The sequence below is a fragment of the Curtobacterium sp. MCBD17_003 genome, assembly GCF_003234885.2.
Lineage (GTDB): Bacteria > Actinomycetota > Actinomycetes > Actinomycetales > Microbacteriaceae > Curtobacterium.
On sequence record NZ_CP126275.1, the window covers coordinates 2,282,650 to 2,303,814 of the forward strand.

Below are 21,165 nucleotides of genomic sequence, written 5' to 3' on the forward strand. Positions count from 1 at the left end.
CCGACGTGGGGATGTGGGCCTCGATCGAGCCGCCTGTCGGAATCGAACCGACGACCTATTCATTACGAGTGAATCGCTCTGCCGACTGAGCTAAGGCGGCGGACGCTCCGGATCCGGAGCGGCACGGGTGTCAACTGTAGCGGATCAGGCGGGTGTGCGCGAAACGAGCACGGCGAGGTCCGCGAACGCGGTCTCGATGCTGTCCACCAGGGTCGCGTCCTCGTCCGCCGACCACTGCGACCACGCCTGCCGCACCGCCGCGAGTGCGACCAACGCCACGAGCGTCGAGCGCCGGGCGAGCACGACCGGGTCGCCATCGGGGTGGTCACGCAGGAGCCGTCGTTCCACGACCGCCGAGAGCTGCGCCTGGAACTCCTTCATCGACGCCATGCGCTGACTGAAGAGCTGGGGGTGCTCCCTGAGCAGGCGCTGCCGCTCCGGCAGCAGCTCGCGGTCGGCGATGAGTTCCTGCGTCGAGTGGACCAGGAGCGAACCGACGTCCGAGAGCAACGACCCCGTCGGTCCACCGGCCGCGAACTCGGCCAGGATCGCGTCGTCGGGGAACGAGGGATCGTCACCCGAGAGCGCTTGCTCCTTGTTCGGGAAGTAGTTGAAGAACGTGCGTGGCGAGACGTCCGCGCGCCGCGAGATCTCGTCGACGGTCACCGCGGCGAGGCCCTGCTCGAGCGCGATCCGGATCGCCGCCTGCTGGATCGCCAGACGGGTCGCCCGACGCTTGCGTTCGCGCAGGCCCGGCTCGGTGTCGCTCATCGTCTGATCATCCCAGAGGCGGTGCGGTCGGCGACGGTCGTCCGCCGAGGGCATCCGTGCATCAGCGGACGGCCCGCGCGATCGTCACCATGAGCGCCTCCAGCGCCAGGAGCGCCGCCACGTTCGCGGCGATGCGGTCTCGGGCGAGGGCGACCGCGTCGAGCACCTCGAGCGCGGACGCGGGAGGCACCGATGCGAGCGCACGATCGAGTTCCGCCTGCATCGACGCGTTCACGGGCTCGACGGGCGCGCCGAGACCGAGCAACAACAGGTCGCGGTACAGGGACATGACGTCGACGAGGATGCGGTCGAGGCCGTCGCGGAGGCTCCGGGTGGCGCGCCGCTTCTGGTCCTCCTCAAGCCCACGCAGCTGCCCGCGGAGCGCCGGCGGCACCGTCCCGCCCGGCTCCACGCCGAGCGACCGGAGCGCCGCGTCACGCTCCTCGGCGTCCTTCTCCTGCGTGATGGCCTTGGCGTCCTCGTCCGCCACGGCGAGCAGGTCGGCCGCGGCGACCACCGCGTCCCCGACACTCCGGACGGCGAGCACGGTCTCGAGGGTGCGGCGACGGCGGTCCCGCGCCTCGGCGCTCGTGGCCAGGCGCTGCGCCATCCCGATGTGGCTCTGGGCCTGCCGGGCCGCGTCGACCGCGAGGGTGCGGTCGACGCCGGTGCGGGCGACGATGAGGTCGGCCACCGACGCGACGTCCGGGACCCGGAGGCGCACGGACCGCACCCGCGAGCGGATGGTCGGGATGAGGTCGGCCTCACTCGGGGCGCAGAGGATCCAGACCGTCCGCTCCGGGGGCTCCTCGAGCGCCTTGAGCAGGAGGTTCGAGGTGCGCTCGGTCATCCGGTCGGCGTCCTCGACGATCACGACGCGGTGCCGACCCACCGACGGCGCGTAGTGCGACCCCGTCACGAGCGAGCGGATCTCGTCGATGGTGATGATCACCCGTTGCGTCGACAGGACCGCGACGTCCGGGTGCGTCCGGGCGGTGACCTGCGTCAGTGCTCGGTCGTCGTCGGGGCCGTCACCCACGAGCGCCGCGGCGAACGCGAGCGCCACGTTCGACCGCCCGGAGCCGGGAGGCCCGGTGATGAGCCACGAGTGCGTCATGCTCCCGCTGCCTTCGGGGGCCTCGGCCGCCGCTCGGAGCGCGGCGACCGCGTCCGCCTGGCCGGTCAGCCCGTCCCACACGCTCACCGGGACACGCTCTCATCGGCCACCGACAGCGCGGAGCGATCGCGGGAGGTCACGCCGCCGCTCCGAGCACCTGCGCGACCCGGGCGCGCACCGCCCCCGCCAGTTCCTCCACGGGGCGTGTGGCGTCGAGCACGAGGAACCGGTCCGGCTCGGCTCGGGCCATGGCGAGGAAGGCGTCGCGCACCGCGGTGTGGAACGCGGTCGCCTCCGACTCGAGTCGGTCCAGCGTCCCCCGTGCGGCGGCCACCCGACGGCGGCCGACGACGGGGTCGAGGTCGAGCAGCACCGTCAGGTCCGGGGTCAGGCCGTCCGCGGCCCAGTCCGAGACCGCTCGGACCCGGTCGGCGCCGAGCGATCGCGCGACGCCCTGGTAGGCCACCGACGAGTCGATGTAGCGGTCCTGCACCACGACGTCGCCCCGGGCGAGCGCCGGCCGGACGACGGTCTCGACATGGTGTGCCCGGTCGGCGGCGTAGAGCAGCGCCTCGGCCCGCGGGGCGACGTGCCCACGCTCGTGCAGGACCATCTCGCGGATGCGCTCGCCCAGCGCGGTGCCGCCCGGCTCGCGGGTGCGCACGACCGTCCGGCCCCCCTCGGTCAGCCAGTCCTCGAGGAGGGCCGCCTGCGTGCTCTTGCCCGCGCCGTCGCCGCCCTCGAGGGTGATGAACCGTCCGCGGCCGGTCCGGCCCGACGCGCTCACTTCTTCTTGGTGGCGGGCTTCCGGGTGGCCTTGGCGCGGGGCTTCGCCGGGCCCTTCGCACGCTTGTCCGCGAGCAGCTGGACGGCCCGGTCGAAGTCGACCGCCTCGACGTCCTCGCCGCGGGGAATGGTCGCGTTCGTCTCGCCGTCGGTGACGTACGGCCCGAAGCGTCCGTCCTTGACCTTGATCGGCTTGCCGCTCACCGGGTCCGCCTCGAACTCCTTGAGCGCGCTCGACGCTCGACGCGCGCCGTACTTCGGCTGTGCGAAGAGCTCGAGGGCCCCGGGCAGGTCGATGTCGAAGATGGCGTCCTCGCTCGGGAGCGTCCGCGTGTCGGCGGCCTTCTTGAGGTACGGGCCGTAGCGGCCGTTCTGCGCCGTGATCTCCTCGCCCGACTCCGGATCCGTCCCGACCACGCGCGGGAGGTCGAGCAGCTTGAGGGCGGTCTCGAGGTCGATGGTCTGCGGGTCCATCGACTTGAACAGCGAGGCCGTGCGCTCCTTCGGGGGCGCTGCCTTCTTCGTGGTGCGCTTCGGCGCCGTCGCGGTCGTCGTCGTGCCCTCGGCAGCGTCTGCCGCCGTGGACGCCCGGACCTCGCCGGTGGCCTGGTCGACCTCGGCCTCGGGTTCCGGCGTCCGCTCGGTCACGTAGGGCCCGAACCGGCCGTCCTTCGCCAGGACCTCCTTACCGGTCGCGGGGTTGATGCCGACCACGCGGTCCCCCACGACGGGCGCCTCGATCAGCTCGCGCGCCTTCTCGGCCGTCAGCTCGTCGGGCGCGAGCTCCTCGGGCACGTTCACACGACGGGGCTGCTCGGGGTCGTCGCTCGGTGCCTCGATGTAGGGGCCGTACTTGCCGATGCGCAGCGTCAGGTCGGGCGCGAGCTGGACGGAGTTGATCTCGCGCGCGTCGATCTCACCCAGGTTGTCGATGACCCCGCGGAGGCCCCGTTGGGCGTCGGTGCCGAAGTAGAAGCCGTTGAGCCAATCGACCCGGTCGGCCTCGCCGTCCGCGATCCGGTCGAGATCGCCCTCCATCTCGGCGGTGAAGTCGTACTCGACGAGGTCGTGGAAGTACTCCTCGAGCAGCCGGACGACGCTGAAGGCGATCCAGCTGGGAACGAGCGCACTGCCGCGCGGCGTGACGTACCCGCGGTCGACGATCGTCGACAGGATCGCGGCGTACGTGGACGGACGGCCGATGCCGAGCTCCTCGAGCGCCTTGACGAGGCTCGCCTCGGTGTACCGCGGCGGCGCCGACGTGTCGTGGCCCTTGGCCTCGATGCCCTCGACGCCGAGGTGGTCGCGCTCCGCCACCTGCGGGAGCGACGTGTCGGCCGCGTCGCTCGCGTCGTGCCGGTCCTCGTCACGACCCTCCTCGTAGGCGTTGAGGAACCCGCGGAAGGTGATGACCGTGCCCGACGCGGTGAACTCGGCGTCCGTCCCGCCCTGCGTGACCGCCAGCCCCTCGACGGCCTCGGGTGCGGCGATCCCGATCACCACGGAGGCCGTGGAGCCCTTGGCGTCGGCCATCTGCGATGCGACCGTCCGCTTCCAGATGAGGTCGTAGAGCTTCCAGTCGTTGCCGCGGAGCACGCCCTCCATCTGGCTGGGCGTCCGGAACGTGTCGCCCGCCGGCCGGATGGCCTCGTGGGCCTCTTGGGCGTTCTTGCTCTTGCCCGCGTACGTGCGTGGCTTGTCCGGGACGGTGTCCGAACCGTAGAGCTCGGCCGCCTGCTTGCGCGCGGCGGTGACGGCCTGCTGCGAGAGCGACGCGGAGTCGGTCCGCATGTAGGTGATGTGCCCGTTCTCGTACAGCGACTGCGCGACGCTCATGGTCTGCCGCGCGCTGAACCGCAGCTTGCGGGCTGCCTCTTGCTGCAGGGTCGACGTCGTGAAGGGCGCCGCGGGACGACGTGTGTACGGCTTGGACTCGACGCTGCGGACGACCGCATCGCCGGCCTGCTGGAGCACCGACGCGAGGCCGTTCGCCGAGGCCTCGTCGAGCCGGACGGCGTCCGACGTGGCGTTGCCGCGGTCGTCGAAGTCACGGCCAGCGGCGACGCGGGTGCCGTTGAGCCGCGCGAGGCGGGCCGGGAAGACCGACGCGTCCTTCGCGAACCGCGCGGTGAGATCCCAGTAGTTCACCGACACGAAGGCGAGCCGTTCGCGCTCGCGATCGACCACGAGCCGGGTGGCCGCCGACTGCACGCGGCCGGCGGACAGGCCCGGGCCGACCTTGCGCCACAGGACCGGGGAGACCTCGTACCCGTACAGGCGGTCCAGGATCCGGCGGGTCTCCTGCGCGTCGACGAGCGCGGTGTCGAGGTCTCGGGTGGCCTCCTTCGCGCGCTGGATGGCCTCCTTCGTGATCTCGTGGAACACCATGCGCTTGACGGGGACCTTCGGCTTGAGGACCTCGAGCAGGTGCCAGGCGATCGCTTCACCCTCGCGGTCCTCATCAGTGGCGAGGTAGAGCTCGTCGGCGTCCTTCAACGCGCGCTTGAGCTCGGTGACCGTCTTCTTCTTCGCGTCGGAGACGACGTAGTAGGGCTCGAACCCGTTCTCGACGTCGACGGAGAACTTGCCGAGCGAGCCCTTCTTCTTGTCGGCCGGGAGGTTCTTGGGCTCCACGAGGTCACGGATGTGACCGACGGATGCCTGGACCTCGTACCCGTCGCCGAGGTACTGGGCGATCGTCTTCGCCTTCGCGGGGCTCTCGACGATCACGAGCTTCTTCGTGCCTGGCACGTGACTCCTTGATCGAATGCTGCGGGCGGTCGTCGCGCGACGAGCGGCGCTCGAAGGACCGTGGGTGTCGGTGGGTGGCGGACCGACAGGCACACCATACACACACGACCGGCGGCTTCCGCCGCTCGCGTGCGCCGCTGTGTGGTGAGGCCGGGGTGCTGCCCGGGCATCGTCCGGGCGACGGCGGCGGGACCCGCACGCGCCGTCGCCGCCGTCGGGACGAGCGGTCCGACGGTCCGGAGGCGGACCGTCACCGTCGCGCCGTCGACGTCGCACCGTTCGACGTCCGTGCCCTCGGCGCGGGCGACGTGCGACACCGCGTCGCAGGGCGGTCCCGGGACGAGTCCGACGGCGGCGGCCGCGCCGGCGACCGCCGCCGAGTCCGCCGCGGTCGCGACGTGGAGGGCGTCCACGCCGCGCCGGATCCCGGCGAGCACCGCGGTCGACAGGAGGACCGTGGCGAGCACCGTGGCGACCAGCACGATCGTCACCGCGCCGCGGTCGTCCCGGGCGTCGGGATGCGCCGCTCGCGCCCGGGGTGGCCCGGTCATCGCCCGCCCGCCGCGGCACACCCGCGCGCCGACACCGACACCGCGGGCATCGGTCCCATCCGACGATCCGCTCGGAGCACCGCGCACACGAGTCCGGACGGGAACTCGAACCGGACCGCGGCGCCTGGAGCGAGGGCATCGGCCGCGCCTGCAGCCGCCGCACCGTCCCCACGAGCCGCGGCGCGCGCCGCCACGGCCGCGGCGACCTGCATCCGGGCCTGCTCGCCGGCCAGCACCACGCCGCCGAGCACGAGCCCCAGCACGACCGTGACGACGGGGAGCGCGACGGCGAACTCGACCGTCACTGATCCGCGCTCCCCACCGACCGGGGACGTCACAGCGAGAGCGCGTCGCTGATGATGCCACTGAGGAGGGACTGGACGGCCCCCGACCGCACCACTGCCACGAGCACCCCGGCGAACGCCACCGCCGCCAGCACCACCACCGCGTACTCCGCCGTGGCCGAGCCCCGCTCCCCCGCCGCCCGAGACCACCACCGCCCCCACCGGGTCGTCCGCCGGGCCCGAGCCCGCCGTGCGTCCCGCCGTGTCCGTCCCCCGTCGACCACCATCGTCGTTCCTCTCTGTCATGCACACATCGGTCATCCGGCACCCGGGCGGCCGTGTCGTCCGCCCGGGTCGACCGCGGGCCCCCGCCCGCGGTGTCGGCTCTGATCATCGCGGCCCAGCGTCGTCGCCCACGTCGCCGTCGCCCGGCTTGTGGACGATCACGTGACGGCGGCGATGGTGGACGACGCGATGCCGACGACGACCGGGACGACGCCGACGAGGACGAACGCCGGCAGGACACACAGCCCCAGCGGCACGACGAGCTGGGCGTTCAACCGCTCCGCCGCAGCCAGACGGTCGGCGACCACGCGACGTCGGACGTCCAGTGCGCTCGTGCGGAGCAGTGCCGCCGCGGGCACGCCCGCCTCCGCAGCGACGGCCAGGGTCTCGGCGGCCGCGCGGGCCTCGGCGTCCGGAGGCGGCACGACCGACTCGGCGACCACCCGTTCGGCGGTCGACCACGCCGCACCGCCCGAGACCGCGATCGCCCAGGTCTCGAGGACGAGCCCCGGCACGGGCCCGTCCGGCCGGGCCCGACGGACGAGGGCGGCAGTCCAGGCCCTCGCGAGCGCCACCAGCCCGACGGCGACGACGATCGACGCCCAACCGAGCGGTGTCAGGAGGAGGAAGCGCAACGCATCCGCACCCGAGAGGAGCCCGAAGAGCACGCCCACCAGCGGCAGCGCGAGGACGACACGAGCACTCGCGCGTGGACCCGCGAGCGCCACCTCCACGGCACGTTCGCCCTCGGCGACGTCGCGGAACGCCGCGGCGGCCGCGGCGAGCGCCGGACCGGCGGGCGCGCCGATGCGCTCGGCGACCCGCCACATCGCGGCCACCTGCGCCCAGGCAGGACCGGGCAGCCTGGCGATCGCCGCGACGAGGTCCTCGCCGGCGTCGCACGCGACGACGAGCGGTGCGATCGCGGGTTCCCGCGCCGCCACGATGCGCCAGGCACGGCGCGGTGCGAGCCCGCCGCCCACCAACGCCGCGACCCGTTCGAGCACGCGCGCCGTGGCGGTGGCGACCTCCGCGGGACGGTCGGGCGGACGGGCCTCCCGGGCCAGACGCGAGGCGGCGACACCGGAGGTCGTCGTCGCGTCGTGCGGGCCGGTCACTGCGCCGCCGCCGCCGCCGTCGGCGCCGTCTGACGGACGACCAGTCGGCCGCTTCCGTCGAGCGCCAGGGACGCGACCGCCTCGAGCCGCCGGGTCCCGGCGGTCCGTCCGACGTGGAACACACGCTCGAACGCGCTGACGGCCTGCCGCGCGAGCGCGTCCGATCCGAGCCCGGCGAGCGCGCCGAGGGCCTCGAGCCGCGCGGGGACGTCCGCCACGCCGTTCGCGTGCAGCGTGCCCGCGCCGCCGTCGTGTCCGGTGTTGAGGGCGCTCATGAGTTCCCGGACCTCGGCTCCGCGACACTCGCCGACGACGATCCGGTCCGGCCGCATCCGCAGGGCCTCGCGGATCAACCGGTCGAGCCCGATCGCGCCCGCACCCTCCGCGTTCGCCTGCCGGGCCTGCAGCGCGACGACGTGTGGGTGAGCGACGCGGAGTTCGGCGACGTCCTCGACCGTGAGGATGCGTTCGTGGTGCGGGACGAGTGCGAGCATCGCGCCGAGCAGGGTGGTCTTGCCGCTGCCGGTCGCTCCGCTGACGAGCACGTTCCGGCGCGCGCGCACGGCGTCCTCGACCTCGGTCCGGGCGACGCTGGTGAAGAACCCGGCCGCTTCGAGGTCCGACAGCCCGAGCTGCTCGGTGCTCGGCAGCCGGATGCTGATCGCGGTCCCGTGGTGGGCGATCGGACGGAGCACGACGTGCACGCGGATGCCGCCGACGTGGTGGACGTCCGCGCAGGGCGTGGACTCGTCGACGTGGCGACCGCCCAGCGCCACCAAGCGGACGGCGAGTTCCCGCGTGCGGGCCTCCGGGAGCACAATCCCCACCACGGATCGGAGTCGGATCCCGTCGTCGACCCAGACTCCGCGGCCACCGATCACCAGCACGTCGGTGATGTGCGGATCGGCGACGAGCGGGTAGAGCTCGTCGAAGTCGACGAGCCGGTCCGGACGGGGCCGGGAGTCGAGCAGCGGCGGTCCGTCGCTCGTCGTGGACGGAACGAACGGTGTCACGTCCTGCGTCCAGGCCACCCCGGGCGGACGCGGCGTCTCGGTGTCGTGCATGCCGCGGAACGGTACGCAGGCGCCGAGGGCGCCGATCGCTCGACAGCACCCGCGGTGGATGACTCCGAGGCGGCGCGACCTGTGGAGGAGGTATATGACGAGCGCACCGACGGGACGCGATCTGTACCCCGTTGTGCAGGTGCGGTCCGCGCCCGGGGTCGTCGCGGCCCGGGTCGGGCGTACGGTGCCGCGAGGCACGACGAGCAGCGTCGACGACCGCTGTCGGTGCGAGGGTCAGCCGCTCGGCTCGGACGGGGATGGACCGCTGCGGCGACGTCCGCCGAGCCCCCAGACCGACCGTTCTGTGTACAGCGCGGCGATCGGGAGGCGTCCCGAGGGCCCACGGTCGCCCTCGACCGCGTCGACCCTCACCAGGAAGAGAAAGGGGCGGCACCAGTTGGGGGGAACGGGTGCCGCCAGACAACGGAGGATTGGGGGGAATCCCGACCGCTGCCCCCGGAAACGAGTCCGGTACCACCAGTGTACCCCACGACAACACCGTCGTGGGCGCACCGCGACCGTTCCGAGGGCAGTCTGTCCGCACCGACAGGATCGGAGGCGTGACGGTCGTCGTCCGCGGTAGTGTCCCGAACAGCCACAACCCGTCGCGACGATGCGAAAGGACGCCGATGCCCACTCCCGCCGAGTCCCCGGTCACGCCCCACGACGGGTTCCCCCCGTCACCGGAGTTCTCCGCGACCGCGATCGCGCAGCCCGACGTGTACGACGCAGCACGAGAGGACCCGGCGGCGTTCTGGGCCCGACAGGCACACGAGCTCCTCACCTGGCGGACTCCGTTCGCGCGGACCGTCGACACCTCGGACGCACCGTTCGTCCGCTGGTTCGAGGACGGCACGCTCAACGTCGCCGAGAACTGCCTCGACCGGCACGTACGGGACGGGCACGGCGAGCGGGTCGCGATCCACTTCGAGGGCGAGCCGGGCGACCGACGGGACATCACCTACGCGGAACTGACCGACGAGGTCCGCCGCGCCGCGAACGCCCTCGAGTCCCTCGGCGTCGGGGTCGGCGACCGGGTCGTCGTGTACATGCCGCTCGTCCCCGAGGCGGTGGTGACGATGCTCGCGGTCGCCAGGATCGGCGCCGTGCACTCGGTGGTGTTCGGCGGCTTCAGCGCCGAGAGCCTCCGCGCCCGGATCGAGGACGCCGGCGCGAAGGTCGTCGTGACGGCCGACGGCGGCTGGCGGAAGGGCGCGGTCGCCCCGCTCAAGCCCGCGGTCGACGAAGCCCTCGCCGGGGCGGGGACCGGATCGGTCGAGCACGTCGTCGTGGTCCGCCGCGGCGGGAACGCGGTCGGGTGGCAGGACGATCGCGACCTGTGGTGGCACGACCTCGTGCCGGCCGCCTCCCCGGAGCACGAGGCCCGGGCGTTCCCGGCGGAGCAGCCGCTGTTCATCCTGTACACGTCGGGCACCACGGGGCGCCCGAAGGGGATCGTCCACACGTCGGGCGGCTACCTGACCCAGGCGGCCTGGACGCACCGGAACGTGTTCGACATCCACGCTGACCGCGACGTCTACTGGTGCACGGCGGACATCGGCTGGATCACCGGCCACAGCTACGTCGTGTACGGCCCCCTGGCGAACGGCGTCACCCAGGTGCTGTACGAAGGCACCCCGGACGAACCGCGTCCCGGGCGCTGGTGGGACGTCGTCGACCGGTACGGGGTCACCGTCCTCTACACGGCACCCACCGCCGTCCGCGCGGCGATGAAGGCCGGGCGTGCGATCCCCGACGAGCGCGATCTCGGCTCGTTGCGGCTCCTCGGCTCGGTCGGCGAACCCATCAACCCGGAGGCCTGGCACTGGTTCCGGCAGGTCATCGGGCACGACCGCACGCCGGTCGTCGACACCTGGTGGCAGACGGAGACGGGCGCGATCATGGTGTCCGCCCTCCCCGGCGTGACGCGGTTGAAGCCCGGAGCCGCGCAGACGCCGATCCCCGGGATCAGCGCCGAGGTCGTCGACGACGACGGAGCGGTCGTGCCGCGAGGCGGGAGCGGCTACCTCACGATCACGGAGCCCTGGCCGTCGATGGCGCGGGGCATCTGGAACGACACGGAGCGGTTCGTCGAGACCTACTGGTCGCGGTTCCCCGGCCGCTACTTCGCCGGTGACGGCGCACGGCTCGACGGCGAGGGCGACCTCTGGCTGCTGGGCCGGGTGGACGACGTCATGAACGTGTCGGGGCATCGCCTCTCCACCGCCGAGATCGAGTCGGCGCTCGTCGAGCACCAGGCGGTCGCCGAGGCGGCCGTGGTCGGCGCCGCCGACCCGACCACCGGACAGGCGATCGTCGCCTTCGTCATCCTGCGGGCGTCCGCCGACGATGTCGACCGGGAGGCCGTGGCCGCGGAACTCCGCACCTTCGTCGCCACGCGGATCGGTGCGATCGCCCGCCCGCGTCAGGTCGTCGTCGTGCCGGAACTGCCGAAGACCCGGTCGGGCAAGATCATGCGGCGGCTGCTCCGCGACCTCGCGGAAGGACGGGGCGTCGGGGACACGACGTCGCTGGCGGACGCCGACGTGATGCGACGGATCACGGAGTTGCTCTGACGGACCGGTCGAGCCGGCCCGCGGAACGGGCACGGACCTCCCTGCTGCGGCGGGACCGCGAAGCGCACGCGTTGTCCGATCAACGACCGGATGGTGACGACGCGGCGCCCGCGCGGACGACGCTCTGACGGGCGGTCACCGCACCTGCGGCGATGCGCGGCGCCGTGGCCGGTCTCCCCCAACACACCGACCGGTCACGGCGTACCCGGCGTCGGTTCGCGGCGTCCCGGGCGGTGTCAGGCCGCGAGCTCGAGGACGAGCTCGATCTCGACGGGCGCGTCGAGCGGCAGCACCGCCACCCCGACGGCGCTGCGCGCGTGCACGCCGACGTCGCCGAAGACCGCGCCGAGGAGGTCCGACGCGCCGTTGACGACGCCGGGCTGCCCGGTGAAGGACGGGTCGGAGGCGACGAACCCCGTCACCTTGACCACGCGAGCCACGCGGTCGAGCGACCCGATCGCGGCACGCGCCGCGGCGAGGGCGTTGAGGGCGCACTGGCGTGCCTGGTCCCGGGCGACGTCCGCGGTGACCTGCGCGCCGACCTTGCCGCTGACCGGGAGCGCTCCGTCGACGAACGGCAGCTGCCCGGAGGTGTACACGAAGCCCTGGGCCACGACGGCGGGGACGTAGGACGCGACCGGGGCGGCGACCTCCGGCAGGGTGATGCCGAGTTCGGCCAGTCGTGCGTCGACGTTCACGCCGACGCCAGCGGACGCTTGAGGTACGCCACGAGCCCGCCCTCGGGACCCTGCACCACCTGCACCAGCTCCCAGCCGTCCTGGCCGAAGTTGTTCAGGATCGCCGTCGTGTTGTGGATGATCAACGGGGTGGTGAGGTACTCCCAGCGGGGCATGCGGCTCCTTGTCAGCTGGACGGTCGGGGGCATCATCTAGGCTGCATCCTATGTCTGCCCAGAGGACGAAGCCCGTCTCCGCCGTCGGCGCCCTGGTCGGTTTCGTCGGCTTCAGCGTGCTCGCCGGACTGCTCGTGACGATCGGGGTGACCCCCGCCATCGCCGTCGCGGGCGTCACGACGACGTCCACGATCGGCGTCTTCGAGTCGCTGCCGGAGTACATCGAGATCGGTGCGCTGCCTCAGCGGAATGAACTCTACGCGTACCAGGGCGGCAAGTCCGTGCAGTTCGCGACCGTGTACGACCAGAACCGCGAGGAACTGACGTACGACCAGATCTCCCCGATGCTCAAGGACGCCGCGGTCGACGGTGAGGACCGCCGCTTCTGGAGCCACGGCGGCGTCGACGTCGCGTCGTTGGTGCGCGCGGGTGTGGGCAGCATCGCCGGTGGCAGCCTCGGTGACTCCGGTGGGGCGTCGACGCTGACGATGCAGCTCGTCCGGAACATCAAGATGCAGCAGGCGCTCGAGAAGCCGACCAAGGCCGAGCAGCTGAAGGCCTACAACCAGGCCGTCGAACAGACGATCCCGCGCAAGCTCGAGGAGATGAAGCTCGCCATCGGTCTGGCGAAGAAGTACACGAAGAAGCAGATCCTCACCGCGTACCTCAACATCGCGTACTTCGGCGACAACACGTACGGGGTGCAGGCGGCAGCGCAACACTACTTCAACAAGAGCGCCACGAACCTCTCGCCGGTCGAGGCCGCGTCGATCCTGGCGATCGTGCAGTCGCCGAACACGCGGAACCTCTCGGACCCGAAGTACTACGACGCCAACCAGGCCCGCCGCGACGTCATCCTCAAGGCGATGTTCGCCGAGCACGACATCTCGAAGGCGGACCTCGACAGCGCCCTCGTGACGAAGCCCGCGGACTACGTCCACCTGACCCCGGCCACGCAGGGGTGCCAGGCGGCCGGTGGAACCGGCGCCCAGTTCTTCTGCGACTACGCCGTCAAGGTCGTCAAGGAGATGGACCAGCTCGGCGGGACCCAGGAGGAACGCGACGCCGCGTGGCGGACCGGCGGGTACAAGATCCAGACCACGCTCGACCTCGACCTCAACGGGCAGCAGAAGACCTTGCTCGACACGTACGACGACAAGGGCTCGACAGCGCTCTCGCTCGGGTCGACCTTCGACTCCGTCGAGACGTCCACGGGGCGGATCCTGACGATGGCGCAGAACAAGGACTACGACCAGTCCCCGACCTCGCCCCCGTCATCCACGAGCATCAACTACAGCGTCGACCACAAGTACGGCAACTCGATCGGGTTCCAGACCGGGTCGACGTACAAGCTGTTCACGCTCCTCGACTGGCTCGAGAACGGGCACGGCTTGTACGAGAGCGTCAACGGGACGCCCCACACGGTGAGCGCATGGCAGCACTGCGGGAGCACGCTGTACACCCCCTGGAACCCGAAGAACGACTCGCTCGGCGAACGCGGGTACTACTCGGTCGTCAACGCCACCGCCGAGTCGGTCAACGCGGCCTTCGAGTCCATGGCGGCCAAGCTCGACCTCTGCGACATCCGTGACGTGGCGCAGAAGCTCGGCGTGCACGACGCCGACGGCAAGGCGCTGAAGACCGTGCCCTCGTCCGTGCTCGGTGTGAACAACATCGCGCCCCTCACGATGGCGTCGGCGTACGCCACCGTCGCGAACAACGGCGTGTACTGCGCTCCGATCGCGATCGACGGCATCACGGACGCGAACGGCACGTCGCTCGGCGGCCAGACGAAGCAGTGCAAGCAGGTCATCGACCCGAGCGTGGCGCAGGCCGCGGTCTACGCGATGAAGCGCACGATCTCGAGCGGCACCGCGGTGGGCGCGCAGACGTACGACGGAGCCCAGCTCTTCGGCAAGACGGGGACCACCGACAACGCCGACCAGATCTGGCTCGTCGGCGGGAGCACCAAGGTCGTCACGGCCTACTGGCAGGGCAACACGGACGGCAAGCGGATCAGCCTCCGGCACGTGTACTCGCCCGCGAGCGGGACCACCCTCGCGTCGCAGCGCGCGTCCGTCTGGCGACAGGCGCAGACGCCGGTCAACCAGCAGTACGCACCCGGCGTGTTCACGGACCCCACGTCGTCCGCGATCAACGGGTCCTCCGTGAGCGTGCCGGACCTCAGCGGGAAGACGACGGCCGACGCCCAGACGACGCTCGCCGCGGACGGCTTCACGTTCGTCGACGGTGGCACACAGGCGGGGTCCGCCGCCGCGGGCACGGTGTCCTCGACCTCGCCCACCGCGGGCACGATGCTCTCGAAGGGATCGAGCGTCACGGTGTTCACCAGCGACGGGTCCCAGGCGAAGGTCCCCGCCGTCAAGGGCAGGACGTCGTCGGACGCCAAGGCGACCCTCGGCGATCAGGGCTTCACGTCCGTGACCGTGAGCGGCACCTTCCAGAAGGGCACGAACGGCCAGGCCTGCAAGGTCGCGTCGACGGACCCGGCCGCCGGGACCGCCGCGACGAAGTCGGCCCAGGTGACGCTCACGCTGTACGGGACGCCGGACGGCAAGGACCCGGGGAACTGCAAGTGACGCGCGGTCGCGGCGGCTCGGCCGCGCTCGGCGTCCTCGCGGTCGGCGCGGCCGTCGGCGTCGGGAGTGCGGCGTGGGGCACGCTCGTGGAGCGTCGGCGGTTCTCGATCCGGTGGGAGACCGTCCCGGTCCTGCCACCGGGATCACGGGACCTGACCGTGCTGCACCTGTCCGACATCCACATGGCGCCGTGGCAGTCCGACAAGCAGCAGTGGCTCCGTGACCTGAGCCTCGTCGAGCCCGACTTCATCGTGAACACGGGCGACAACGTCAGCCACCCGATGGCGAACGCGGCGGTGGAGTACGCACTCGAACCGTTCCGCGGCGTGCCCGGCGTCTTCGTCGACGGCTCGAACGACCACTTCGGGCCGAGCCCGCGCAACCCGCTCAAGTACTTCGGCGGCCCCAGCCAGCTCCGCAAGGACGTCGAACCGGTGCGCCTCGACGTCACGCGCCAGCACGCGTTCTTCGAGTCCCTGGGCTGGCTCGACCTGAACAACCGGGCACGTGCCGTCGAACTCCGCGGCTCACGCCTCGAACTGTTCGGGACCGGCGACGCGCACCGCGGTTGGGACCGCCTCGATCTCCTGCCGAACACCGTCGACGAGCTCCGCGAGAACGTCCCGTGGACGGACGAGCCGGGACCGGAGCCCGTGTCGATCGGCGTGACGCACGCGCCCTACCGCCGCGTGCTCGACGCGTTCGTCGCCCAGGGCGCGGACATCGTGTTCGCGGGACACACGCACGGCGGCCAGGTCGCGGTCCCCGGGTACGGCGCGCTCGTCACGAACTCGGACCTCCCCCGGCGCTACGCGAGCGGTCTGCACCGGTGGGAGAACCGGACGCACTGGTCCTGGCTCGAGGTCTCGGCGGGGATCGGGACGTCGATCTACGCGCCCGTGCGGTTCGCGGTCCGACCCGAGGCGGTCGTCGTCACGCTCACGGCGCGCACGGTCTGACCATCCGACGCGTGGTCTCGAACACCCCCGATCATCCGGTAGACTTCTGGGGTTGCTCCGATTCGGACAACCGCACCGCGGGGTGTGGCGCAGCTTGGTAGCGCGCCTCGTTCGGGACGAGGAGGTCGCAGGTTCAAATCCTGTCACCCCGACCACCACGAAGGGCCCGGCTCATGTGAGCCGGGCCCTTCGTCCTTCCGCAGGCAGGACCGCCGCTCGCGACCGGCCAGCCCCAGTCCGTCGGCCGCTCGCGGATGCGCGTCCGCGTGGCGGACGCGTCAGAGGGCGGAAGCAGCAGCCGACGCGGTCCGGGTGATCCGGCCCTCCCGGTGCAGCCGCATGACGGTCTCGAGCGCCTGGTGCCGGTACGGGGCCTGCGCGGCACCCGGCGCGATGATCAGGCCGTCGGCACCCGTCGAGTCGAGCAGGGACGACAGCTTGTCGGCGACCTCGTCGGCGGAGCCGTACGCCTGGCGGGCGATCCGCGCGGCGATGAACCGGCGCTCGAGCTCGTCGAACTGATAGGCCCGGGCCTCGTCCATGCTCACGGGCTGCGGCTTCGCACCCTGACGCATGCGGATGAACGAGATCATGCCCGGCGCGGACTGCTCGTCGACGACTCGGGGGTCCTCGTCGGTGACGACCTGGACGCCGATCATCGACCGCGGTTCGGACAGGAACCGCGACGGACGGAACGAGGACCGGTAGAGCTCCAGCGCCGCCTCGGTGTTGTCCGCGGCGAAGTGGTGCGCGAACGCGAACGAGACGCCGAGCACGCCGGCGACCTGGGCGCTGTAGCCGGACGACCCGAGCAGCCAGAACTCCGGCACGTCGCCGTATCCCGGGACCGCCTGGATGCGCGCGAGGGGGTTCGTGGGCTCCATGCCCGTGAAGAACCCGATGAGGTCGGCGAGGCGGTCGGGGAAGTCGTCGACGTCGAGCCGGTCGGTCCGACGAAGGGCCATCGCCGTCGCCCCGTCGGTACCCGGAGCGCGTCCGAGCCCGAGGTCGACGCGGTCGCCGTAGAGGGCACGGAGCGTGCCGAACTGCTCGGCGACGACGAGTGGGGCGTGGTTCGGCAGCATGACACCGCCGCTGCCGATACGGATCGTGGACGTGGCCGCGCCCACGGCGGAGAGCAGCACCGCCGGTGCGGACGAGGTGATGCCGGGCATGCCGTGGTGCTCCGCGACCCAGAACCGCTCGTACCCGAGCCGCTCCGCGACGGTCGCGGTCTCCACGCTCCCCCGGAGCGCGTCACCGTTCGACTGCCCGTACTCCCGCGTCGCCAGGTCGAGGACGGACAGGTGCACGCTGGTGTCGGTCATGCCCACTGCAACGCCTCGTGGCGCCGCCGGATTCCCGGGAGGCACGGCCCGGGCCCACCCGCAGCGGGCCGGCACCACGGCTGGATCCCGGGAGGCACGGCTCGGGCCGGACCCGCAGCGGGCCGCCACCGCGGCTGGATCCCGGGCGGCACGGTGCGGTCGGACCGGCACCGCGCCTCCCGACCGACGTCAGTCGCCGTCGAGGACGCCGCCGGACTCGGTGAGGTAGCAGGTGGCGCAGAGCGACTCGTACGTCACGTCGGCGCCGTCGATCGCCACCTGCGACCCGGCGAAGACGAACACGCCGTCGACCTTGCGCGCGTTGAACACGGCCTTCCGGCCGCATCGGCAGATGGTCTTCAGCTCCTCGAGGGAGTGGGCGACCTCGAGGAGACGGCGGCTGCCCGGGAACGCCTCGGTCCGGAAGTCGGTGCGGATACCGTAGGCGAGCACCGGGACCTCGTCGAGGACGGCGATGCGGAGCAGGTCGTCGACCTGCCGGGGCGTGAGGAACTGGGCCTCGTCGACGAGGACGCAGCTCACCGGCCGCACCATGCCGTCGAGGGACGACGACATCGGGTCGGTCCCGCTCGCCGTGGCCACCGCGGCGCGCACGTCGTCCGACCCACCGACGACGAGGTCGACGGGACGGGTCACGCCGAGGCGCGAGACGATGTGCCGGTCGCCCTTCGTGTCCACCGAGGGCTTCGCGAGGAGCACCCGCTGGCCCCGCTCCTCGTAGTTGAACGCCGCCTGGAGCAGCGCGGTGCTCTTGCCGCTGTTCATGGCGCCGTAGCGGAAGTACAGCTTCGCCACTACTGGAGGAACCCGTCCTCCGCCGCGCGCCGGATGAGATCGGACTTCTTCGATGCCGGCCGACCGACCTTGCCGTACTTCTCCCGCACGCGACGCAGGTACGTCTTGGCGGTCTCGTACTGCACGTTCATCTGCGCGGCGACCTCGTTCGTCGAGAACCCCGACACGTACAACCGGAGCGCTTCTTCCTCACCGTGGCTCAGCTTCGGCCGCTGGTGCGCGTTCGCACCGGTCGGCAGGGGACGCCAGTCGCGCTGCGGAGCGGCCTCACGAGCGACGCCCATGATGTCGCGGGCGATGTCCATGACCTCGCGCATCGGCAGCGACTTCGACAGGAACGCCGCGGCTCCGGCCTGCAGTGCACGGTCGCGGGACTCCCGCGTGTCGACGCTCGACAACACCACGACCTTCGCGCCGGCAGCACGGCAGGTCCGGACCCGGGCCTCGATCGAGACGGGTTCCTTGAGCTGGAAGTCGAGGAACACGAGGTCGGTCGGGAAGCTGTCGCTGTGCACCATCTCGAGCCAGCTGTGCGCGGTGAGCGCGAGATCGAAGTCGTAGGCGTTCACCGAGATCCAGCTCGACAGGCTGTCGAGGAGGACCTCGTGGTCGTCGAGGATCGCGAGCCGGACGCGCCGTGCGCTCTGCCCTGCTCCTTGACCCGGTGCCCCCTGGGCGGCGCGGGCGTCGCGCGCGGTGGCCGGCACGGACGTCGCTCCGGCGGGCCGGGCGTCGGCGGCAGGGAACCGCGCCGACTGCCCGTTGGTCAGCCTGTTCGGGTCAGTGCTGGTCATAAGAGAACCTTAGTGCGAGGGCGGAAGGACGGACCTCGACGTCGAGGTCCGGGAACGTCACGCGGAGGACGGCGAGGTACGGATCGAAGGCGCGGTGGATGGCGAGGTCCGTGGCTGCGACCGCGGCCTCGAGCGTGAAGCGGACGCGGCCGTCGTGGTGCGGGTCCGGCTCGATCCGGATCCGGACGCCCGCCGGGTCGACGGTGGACGCCCGGAGCACCGCGCGGACCGCCGTGCGGACGACCGTCCGCTGGTCGACGTCCATGCTGCGGATGAGTGCACCCGGATCATCGACGTGCGCGGCCTCGGCGTCGTCCGCCATGAGCGCCTGCTCGAGCCAGGTGCGATCCGCCTCGGCGACCATGACGCGGCGGATGCCGTCGGCGATGGAGCGCGCGCGGGCACGGTCGGCGTCGGTGATCGCCTCGCGCCTCCGGAGCTGTTCGAAGAACGGGATGACGTCGCGCGCGAGGATGGTCACCCGGTCCTGCTGGACGCTGCGGGCGATGCCGTCCCGCTCCGCGCGCTCGACCGAGTACGAGGCCGCGCGGATCTGCACCCGCTCGGCGAGACCGACGAACGTCCACGCGAACGCCACGGCCGCGGTCGTGAGCACGACGGTGGGGACGGCGGCGAGCACGGCCGACACCGCGACCGGCACGCTGGACGGGAACGCGGCGGCCACGGCCCCGAACGCCACGGCGTCGACGACCGCCAGGACCACCCCGCCGACGAGGACGTCGCGCCAGGGCCGGTAGGGCGCCATCACGAGGATGCCGACGCCCGTGACGAGCGGCATGAAGTCGTTCGCGGCGTCCCGGTCCGGGCCCCACTGCGCCGCGACGCTCGCGATCGACGCCGCCGCGAGGAGCGCGGTGTAGGCGACGAACGCCCCGCGCTCGAACGGCGCACGGAACGGACTCGTCGCGAACGCCGAGACACCGGCAGCCGCCGCGACGAGCAGCACGGTGAGCGCGGAGAGCGTGGGACTCCCCGGTACGTCCCGGGCGACGATGGAGGCCACGAGCGCCCAGACGACCGAGGCGGCCCCGGTCACGAGGGCGAGCGGGCGGGACCCGAGTGCGCCGAGCGGGTCGTACTGCTGCGGGGTCCGAGCGGGCTCGCGGCTCACGAGGCCGACCTGAGCCGGCCGTCGTCTCCGGCGGGGAACGAGGGTGCCGAGACCGCGCCGGCGCGCCGCGCGTCACCCTCGGCGGCACCGCGTCGGCCCGGACCGAAGGGCACGGACATCATGACGCTGGTCCCGCTGCCGGGCGAGGACCACACCTGCACCTCACCACCGACGCGATCGATCCGCTGCCGCACGGAGTTGCGGAGACCGAGGCGGTCGGCGCCGGTCGTCCGCTCGTCGAAGCCCCGGCCGTCGTCGACGACCATCACGGTGCACATGAGGCCGTCGTCGAACACGCTGACTTCGGCGCGATCGGTACCGGCGTGTTTCTGGACGTTCGTCAGGCACTGCGCGAGCGCACGCGCGAGCGCGGCCGCGACCGGCTGGTCCAGCCGGGCGGTGACGCCCGGGTCGCCGGTCAGGTCGACCTGGAGGCCCGCGGACCGGCACTCCTCCACCGTCCGGTGGACCACGTCGTCGTCCGTCACGGCTCGTCCCTGCGCATCGGCGTCCCGGCCCGCGTCCGGCGCCGCCAACCACTCGTGTCCGGTGAGCATCGCGAAGTCCTCGTCGACGGTCCGGGCGAGGGTGGCGTCCATGGGGCCCGCGGGGGCGAGGGCGATCGCGTTGAGGTGGTTGAGGACCGTGTCGTGGAGGATCGCCGCGGCCTCGAGCTCGATGCCCTGCCGGTACGTCGACACGTGCTCCTCGCGCGCCGACCGCAGCAGCTCGGGTTGGACGCGCTGCAACCGCGCGGTCAGCCCCGTGGCGACGCCCACGATCCCGACGACGAGCCCCATGGTCACCCACGCGAGCAGGGTCGGCACCACCTGACCGATCACCTGGGCGGTGCCGATCAACGTCGCGAGGTGACCGACCGAGAACCCGAGGATCGACCACGCGATCACCCGTCCCGTCGACGTGCTCGCCCCACCCACGAGGACGAGCGGGATGACGGCGAGCGACAAGAGGTACGACTCGATCCAGGTGGGCGCGCCGAGGCCGCTCGCCACGACGATCGTGAACCAGTACGAGCACGCGCCCCCCACGAGCAGGAACGCCGCCGCAGAGCGCCACGTACCGATGCGTGCGTGGACGGCGATCATCACGGTCGTCGGGACGAGCGCGAGCACCGCGAGTCCGACGCGCGGCGACCCCATGACCGCGCCGTACAGCCCGAGGACCGCGACGAGTGCGACCAGTGCTGCGAGGGCGGCAGCGTGGAACGCCCGCACCAGCGACCATGCGTTCACGCGCGGCGCGAGGTGCGTTGGAATCCCGAGCATCGGTGCCGTCCCTTCCGCCGCCCTGGTGCGCCGCGGCCGATTCAACCACCACAGCGCGCGTCGTGTACCCCGAACAGTGGAGTTGGCTCGGGTT

At 72.2% G+C, this 21,165-nt stretch carries 19 protein-coding genes and 2 tRNA genes; 4 read left to right on the top strand and 17 right to left on the bottom strand.

Features of this window, described 5'->3' with window-relative positions; all coding sequences use genetic code 11:
* Nucleotides 1-27: 27 nt before the first annotated feature.
* The 10 genes from DEI88_RS10745 to DEI88_RS10790 form a co-directional block, all read right to left on the bottom strand.
* Nucleotides 28-100 (bottom strand) — tRNA-Thr (locus DEI88_RS10745).
* 44 nt (nt 101-144) lie between these two features.
* A complete protein-coding gene (locus DEI88_RS10750; protein ID WP_111049275.1) occupies nt 145-771 on the bottom strand; it encodes a TetR family transcriptional regulator in 627 nt (208 codons plus the stop codon).
* A 61-nt stretch (nt 772-832) separates the two neighbouring features.
* A complete protein-coding gene (locus DEI88_RS10755; RefSeq protein WP_111013500.1) occupies nt 833-1,975 on the bottom strand; it encodes a DNA polymerase III subunit delta' in 1,143 nt (380 codons plus the stop codon).
* A 49-nt stretch (nt 1,976-2,024) separates the two neighbouring features.
* Nucleotides 2,025-2,675, bottom strand: a complete 651-nt coding sequence (gene tmk / locus DEI88_RS10760) for a dTMP kinase (protein WP_111009484.1) — start codon at nt 2,673-2,675, stop codon at nt 2,025-2,027.
* Complete coding sequence (gene topA / locus DEI88_RS10765; protein ID WP_111013502.1) at nt 2,672-5,425, bottom strand: type I DNA topoisomerase; 2,754 nt, start codon at nt 5,423-5,425, stop codon at nt 2,672-2,674. Before topA ends, tmk begins: the two co-directional genes overlap by 4 nt.
* Nucleotides 5,401-5,916, bottom strand: coding sequence for a hypothetical protein (locus DEI88_RS10770; protein ID WP_111071346.1), 516 nt, complete (start codon nt 5,914-5,916; stop codon nt 5,401-5,403). The genes topA and DEI88_RS10770 overlap by 25 nt, the downstream gene beginning before the upstream one ends.
* Before the next feature lie 56 nt (nt 5,917-5,972).
* Entirely contained in the window at nt 5,973-6,281 is a 309-nt protein-coding gene (locus DEI88_RS10775; protein ID WP_181435170.1) for a TadE family type IV pilus minor pilin, read from the bottom strand.
* A 29-nt stretch (nt 6,282-6,310) separates the two neighbouring features.
* Nucleotides 6,311-6,547 carry a DUF4244 domain-containing protein gene (locus DEI88_RS10780; RefSeq protein WP_111009481.1) on the bottom strand — a complete coding sequence of 79 codons (237 nt, stop codon included), beginning with the start codon at nt 6,545-6,547 and terminating at the stop codon, nt 6,311-6,313.
* Between the two features lie 156 nt (nt 6,548-6,703).
* Nucleotides 6,704-7,663, bottom strand: a complete 960-nt coding sequence (locus DEI88_RS10785) for a type II secretion system F family protein (protein ID WP_111036786.1) — start codon at nt 7,661-7,663, stop codon at nt 6,704-6,706.
* Nucleotides 7,660-8,727, bottom strand: a complete 1,068-nt coding sequence (locus DEI88_RS10790) for a TadA family conjugal transfer-associated ATPase (RefSeq protein ID WP_111071345.1) — start codon at nt 8,725-8,727, stop codon at nt 7,660-7,662. Before DEI88_RS10790 ends, DEI88_RS10785 begins: the two co-directional genes overlap by 4 nt.
* A gap of 629 nt (nt 8,728-9,356) precedes the next feature.
* Here DEI88_RS10790 and acs point away from each other — a divergent pair.
* Nucleotides 9,357-11,303, top strand: coding sequence for an acetate--CoA ligase (gene acs, locus DEI88_RS10795; RefSeq protein ID WP_111071344.1), 1,947 nt, complete (start codon nt 9,357-9,359; stop codon nt 11,301-11,303).
* 236 nt (nt 11,304-11,539) lie between these two features.
* Here the strand turns inward: acs and DEI88_RS10800 are convergent, their stop codons facing one another.
* Together DEI88_RS10800 and sp36 are read right to left on the bottom strand one after the other, a co-directional pair.
* Nucleotides 11,540-12,001: a RidA family protein gene (locus DEI88_RS10800; RefSeq protein ID WP_258368514.1), complete on the bottom strand. Its 462-nt coding sequence runs from the start codon at nt 11,999-12,001 to the stop codon at nt 11,540-11,542.
* Nucleotides 11,998-12,156: a Sp36 family protein gene (sp36, locus tag DEI88_RS10805; protein ID WP_258370170.1), complete on the bottom strand. Its 159-nt coding sequence runs from the start codon at nt 12,154-12,156 to the stop codon at nt 11,998-12,000. The genes DEI88_RS10800 and sp36 overlap by 4 nt, the downstream gene beginning before the upstream one ends.
* Nucleotides 12,157-12,206: 50 nt before the next feature.
* On the opposite strand from sp36, the gene DEI88_RS10810 reads away from it, so the two are divergent.
* From DEI88_RS10810 to DEI88_RS10820, 3 genes are all read left to right on the top strand, one after another.
* Nucleotides 12,207-14,756 carry a transglycosylase domain-containing protein gene (locus DEI88_RS10810; protein ID WP_111036789.1) on the top strand — a complete coding sequence of 850 codons (2,550 nt, stop codon included), beginning with the start codon at nt 12,207-12,209 and terminating at the stop codon, nt 14,754-14,756.
* Nucleotides 14,753-15,715 carry a metallophosphoesterase gene (locus DEI88_RS10815; protein ID WP_111036790.1) on the top strand — a complete coding sequence of 321 codons (963 nt, stop codon included), beginning with the start codon at nt 14,753-14,755 and terminating at the stop codon, nt 15,713-15,715. The genes DEI88_RS10810 and DEI88_RS10815 overlap by 4 nt, the downstream gene beginning before the upstream one ends.
* Before the next feature lie 78 nt (nt 15,716-15,793).
* A tRNA-Pro gene (locus DEI88_RS10820) sits at nt 15,794-15,870 on the top strand.
* A 123-nt stretch (nt 15,871-15,993) separates the two neighbouring features.
* On the opposite strand, the gene DEI88_RS10825 is transcribed toward DEI88_RS10820, so the two are convergent.
* The 5 genes from DEI88_RS10825 to DEI88_RS10845 all read right to left on the bottom strand — a co-directional run bounded on the left by DEI88_RS10825 (nt 15,994) and on the right by DEI88_RS10845 (nt 21,071).
* Complete coding sequence (locus DEI88_RS10825) at nt 15,994-17,043, bottom strand: LLM class flavin-dependent oxidoreductase (RefSeq protein ID WP_111071343.1); 1,050 nt, start codon at nt 17,041-17,043, stop codon at nt 15,994-15,996.
* Between the two features lie 189 nt (nt 17,044-17,232).
* A complete protein-coding gene (locus tag DEI88_RS10830; protein WP_111009475.1) occupies nt 17,233-17,859 on the bottom strand; it encodes a thymidine kinase in 627 nt (208 codons plus the stop codon).
* On the bottom strand, nt 17,859-18,653 hold the full coding sequence (locus DEI88_RS10835; RefSeq protein ID WP_258370171.1) for a DNA-binding response regulator: 795 nt from the start codon (nt 18,651-18,653) through the stop codon (nt 17,859-17,861). Before DEI88_RS10835 ends, DEI88_RS10830 begins: the two co-directional genes overlap by 1 nt.
* Entirely contained in the window at nt 18,640-19,785 is a 1,146-nt protein-coding gene (locus DEI88_RS10840) for a hypothetical protein (RefSeq protein WP_111071342.1), read from the bottom strand. The genes DEI88_RS10835 and DEI88_RS10840 overlap by 14 nt, the downstream gene beginning before the upstream one ends.
* Complete coding sequence (locus DEI88_RS10845; RefSeq protein WP_146242897.1) at nt 19,782-21,071, bottom strand: sensor histidine kinase; 1,290 nt, start codon at nt 21,069-21,071, stop codon at nt 19,782-19,784. Before DEI88_RS10845 ends, DEI88_RS10840 begins: the two co-directional genes overlap by 4 nt.
* Between the last annotated feature and the right edge of the window lie 94 nt (nt 21,072-21,165).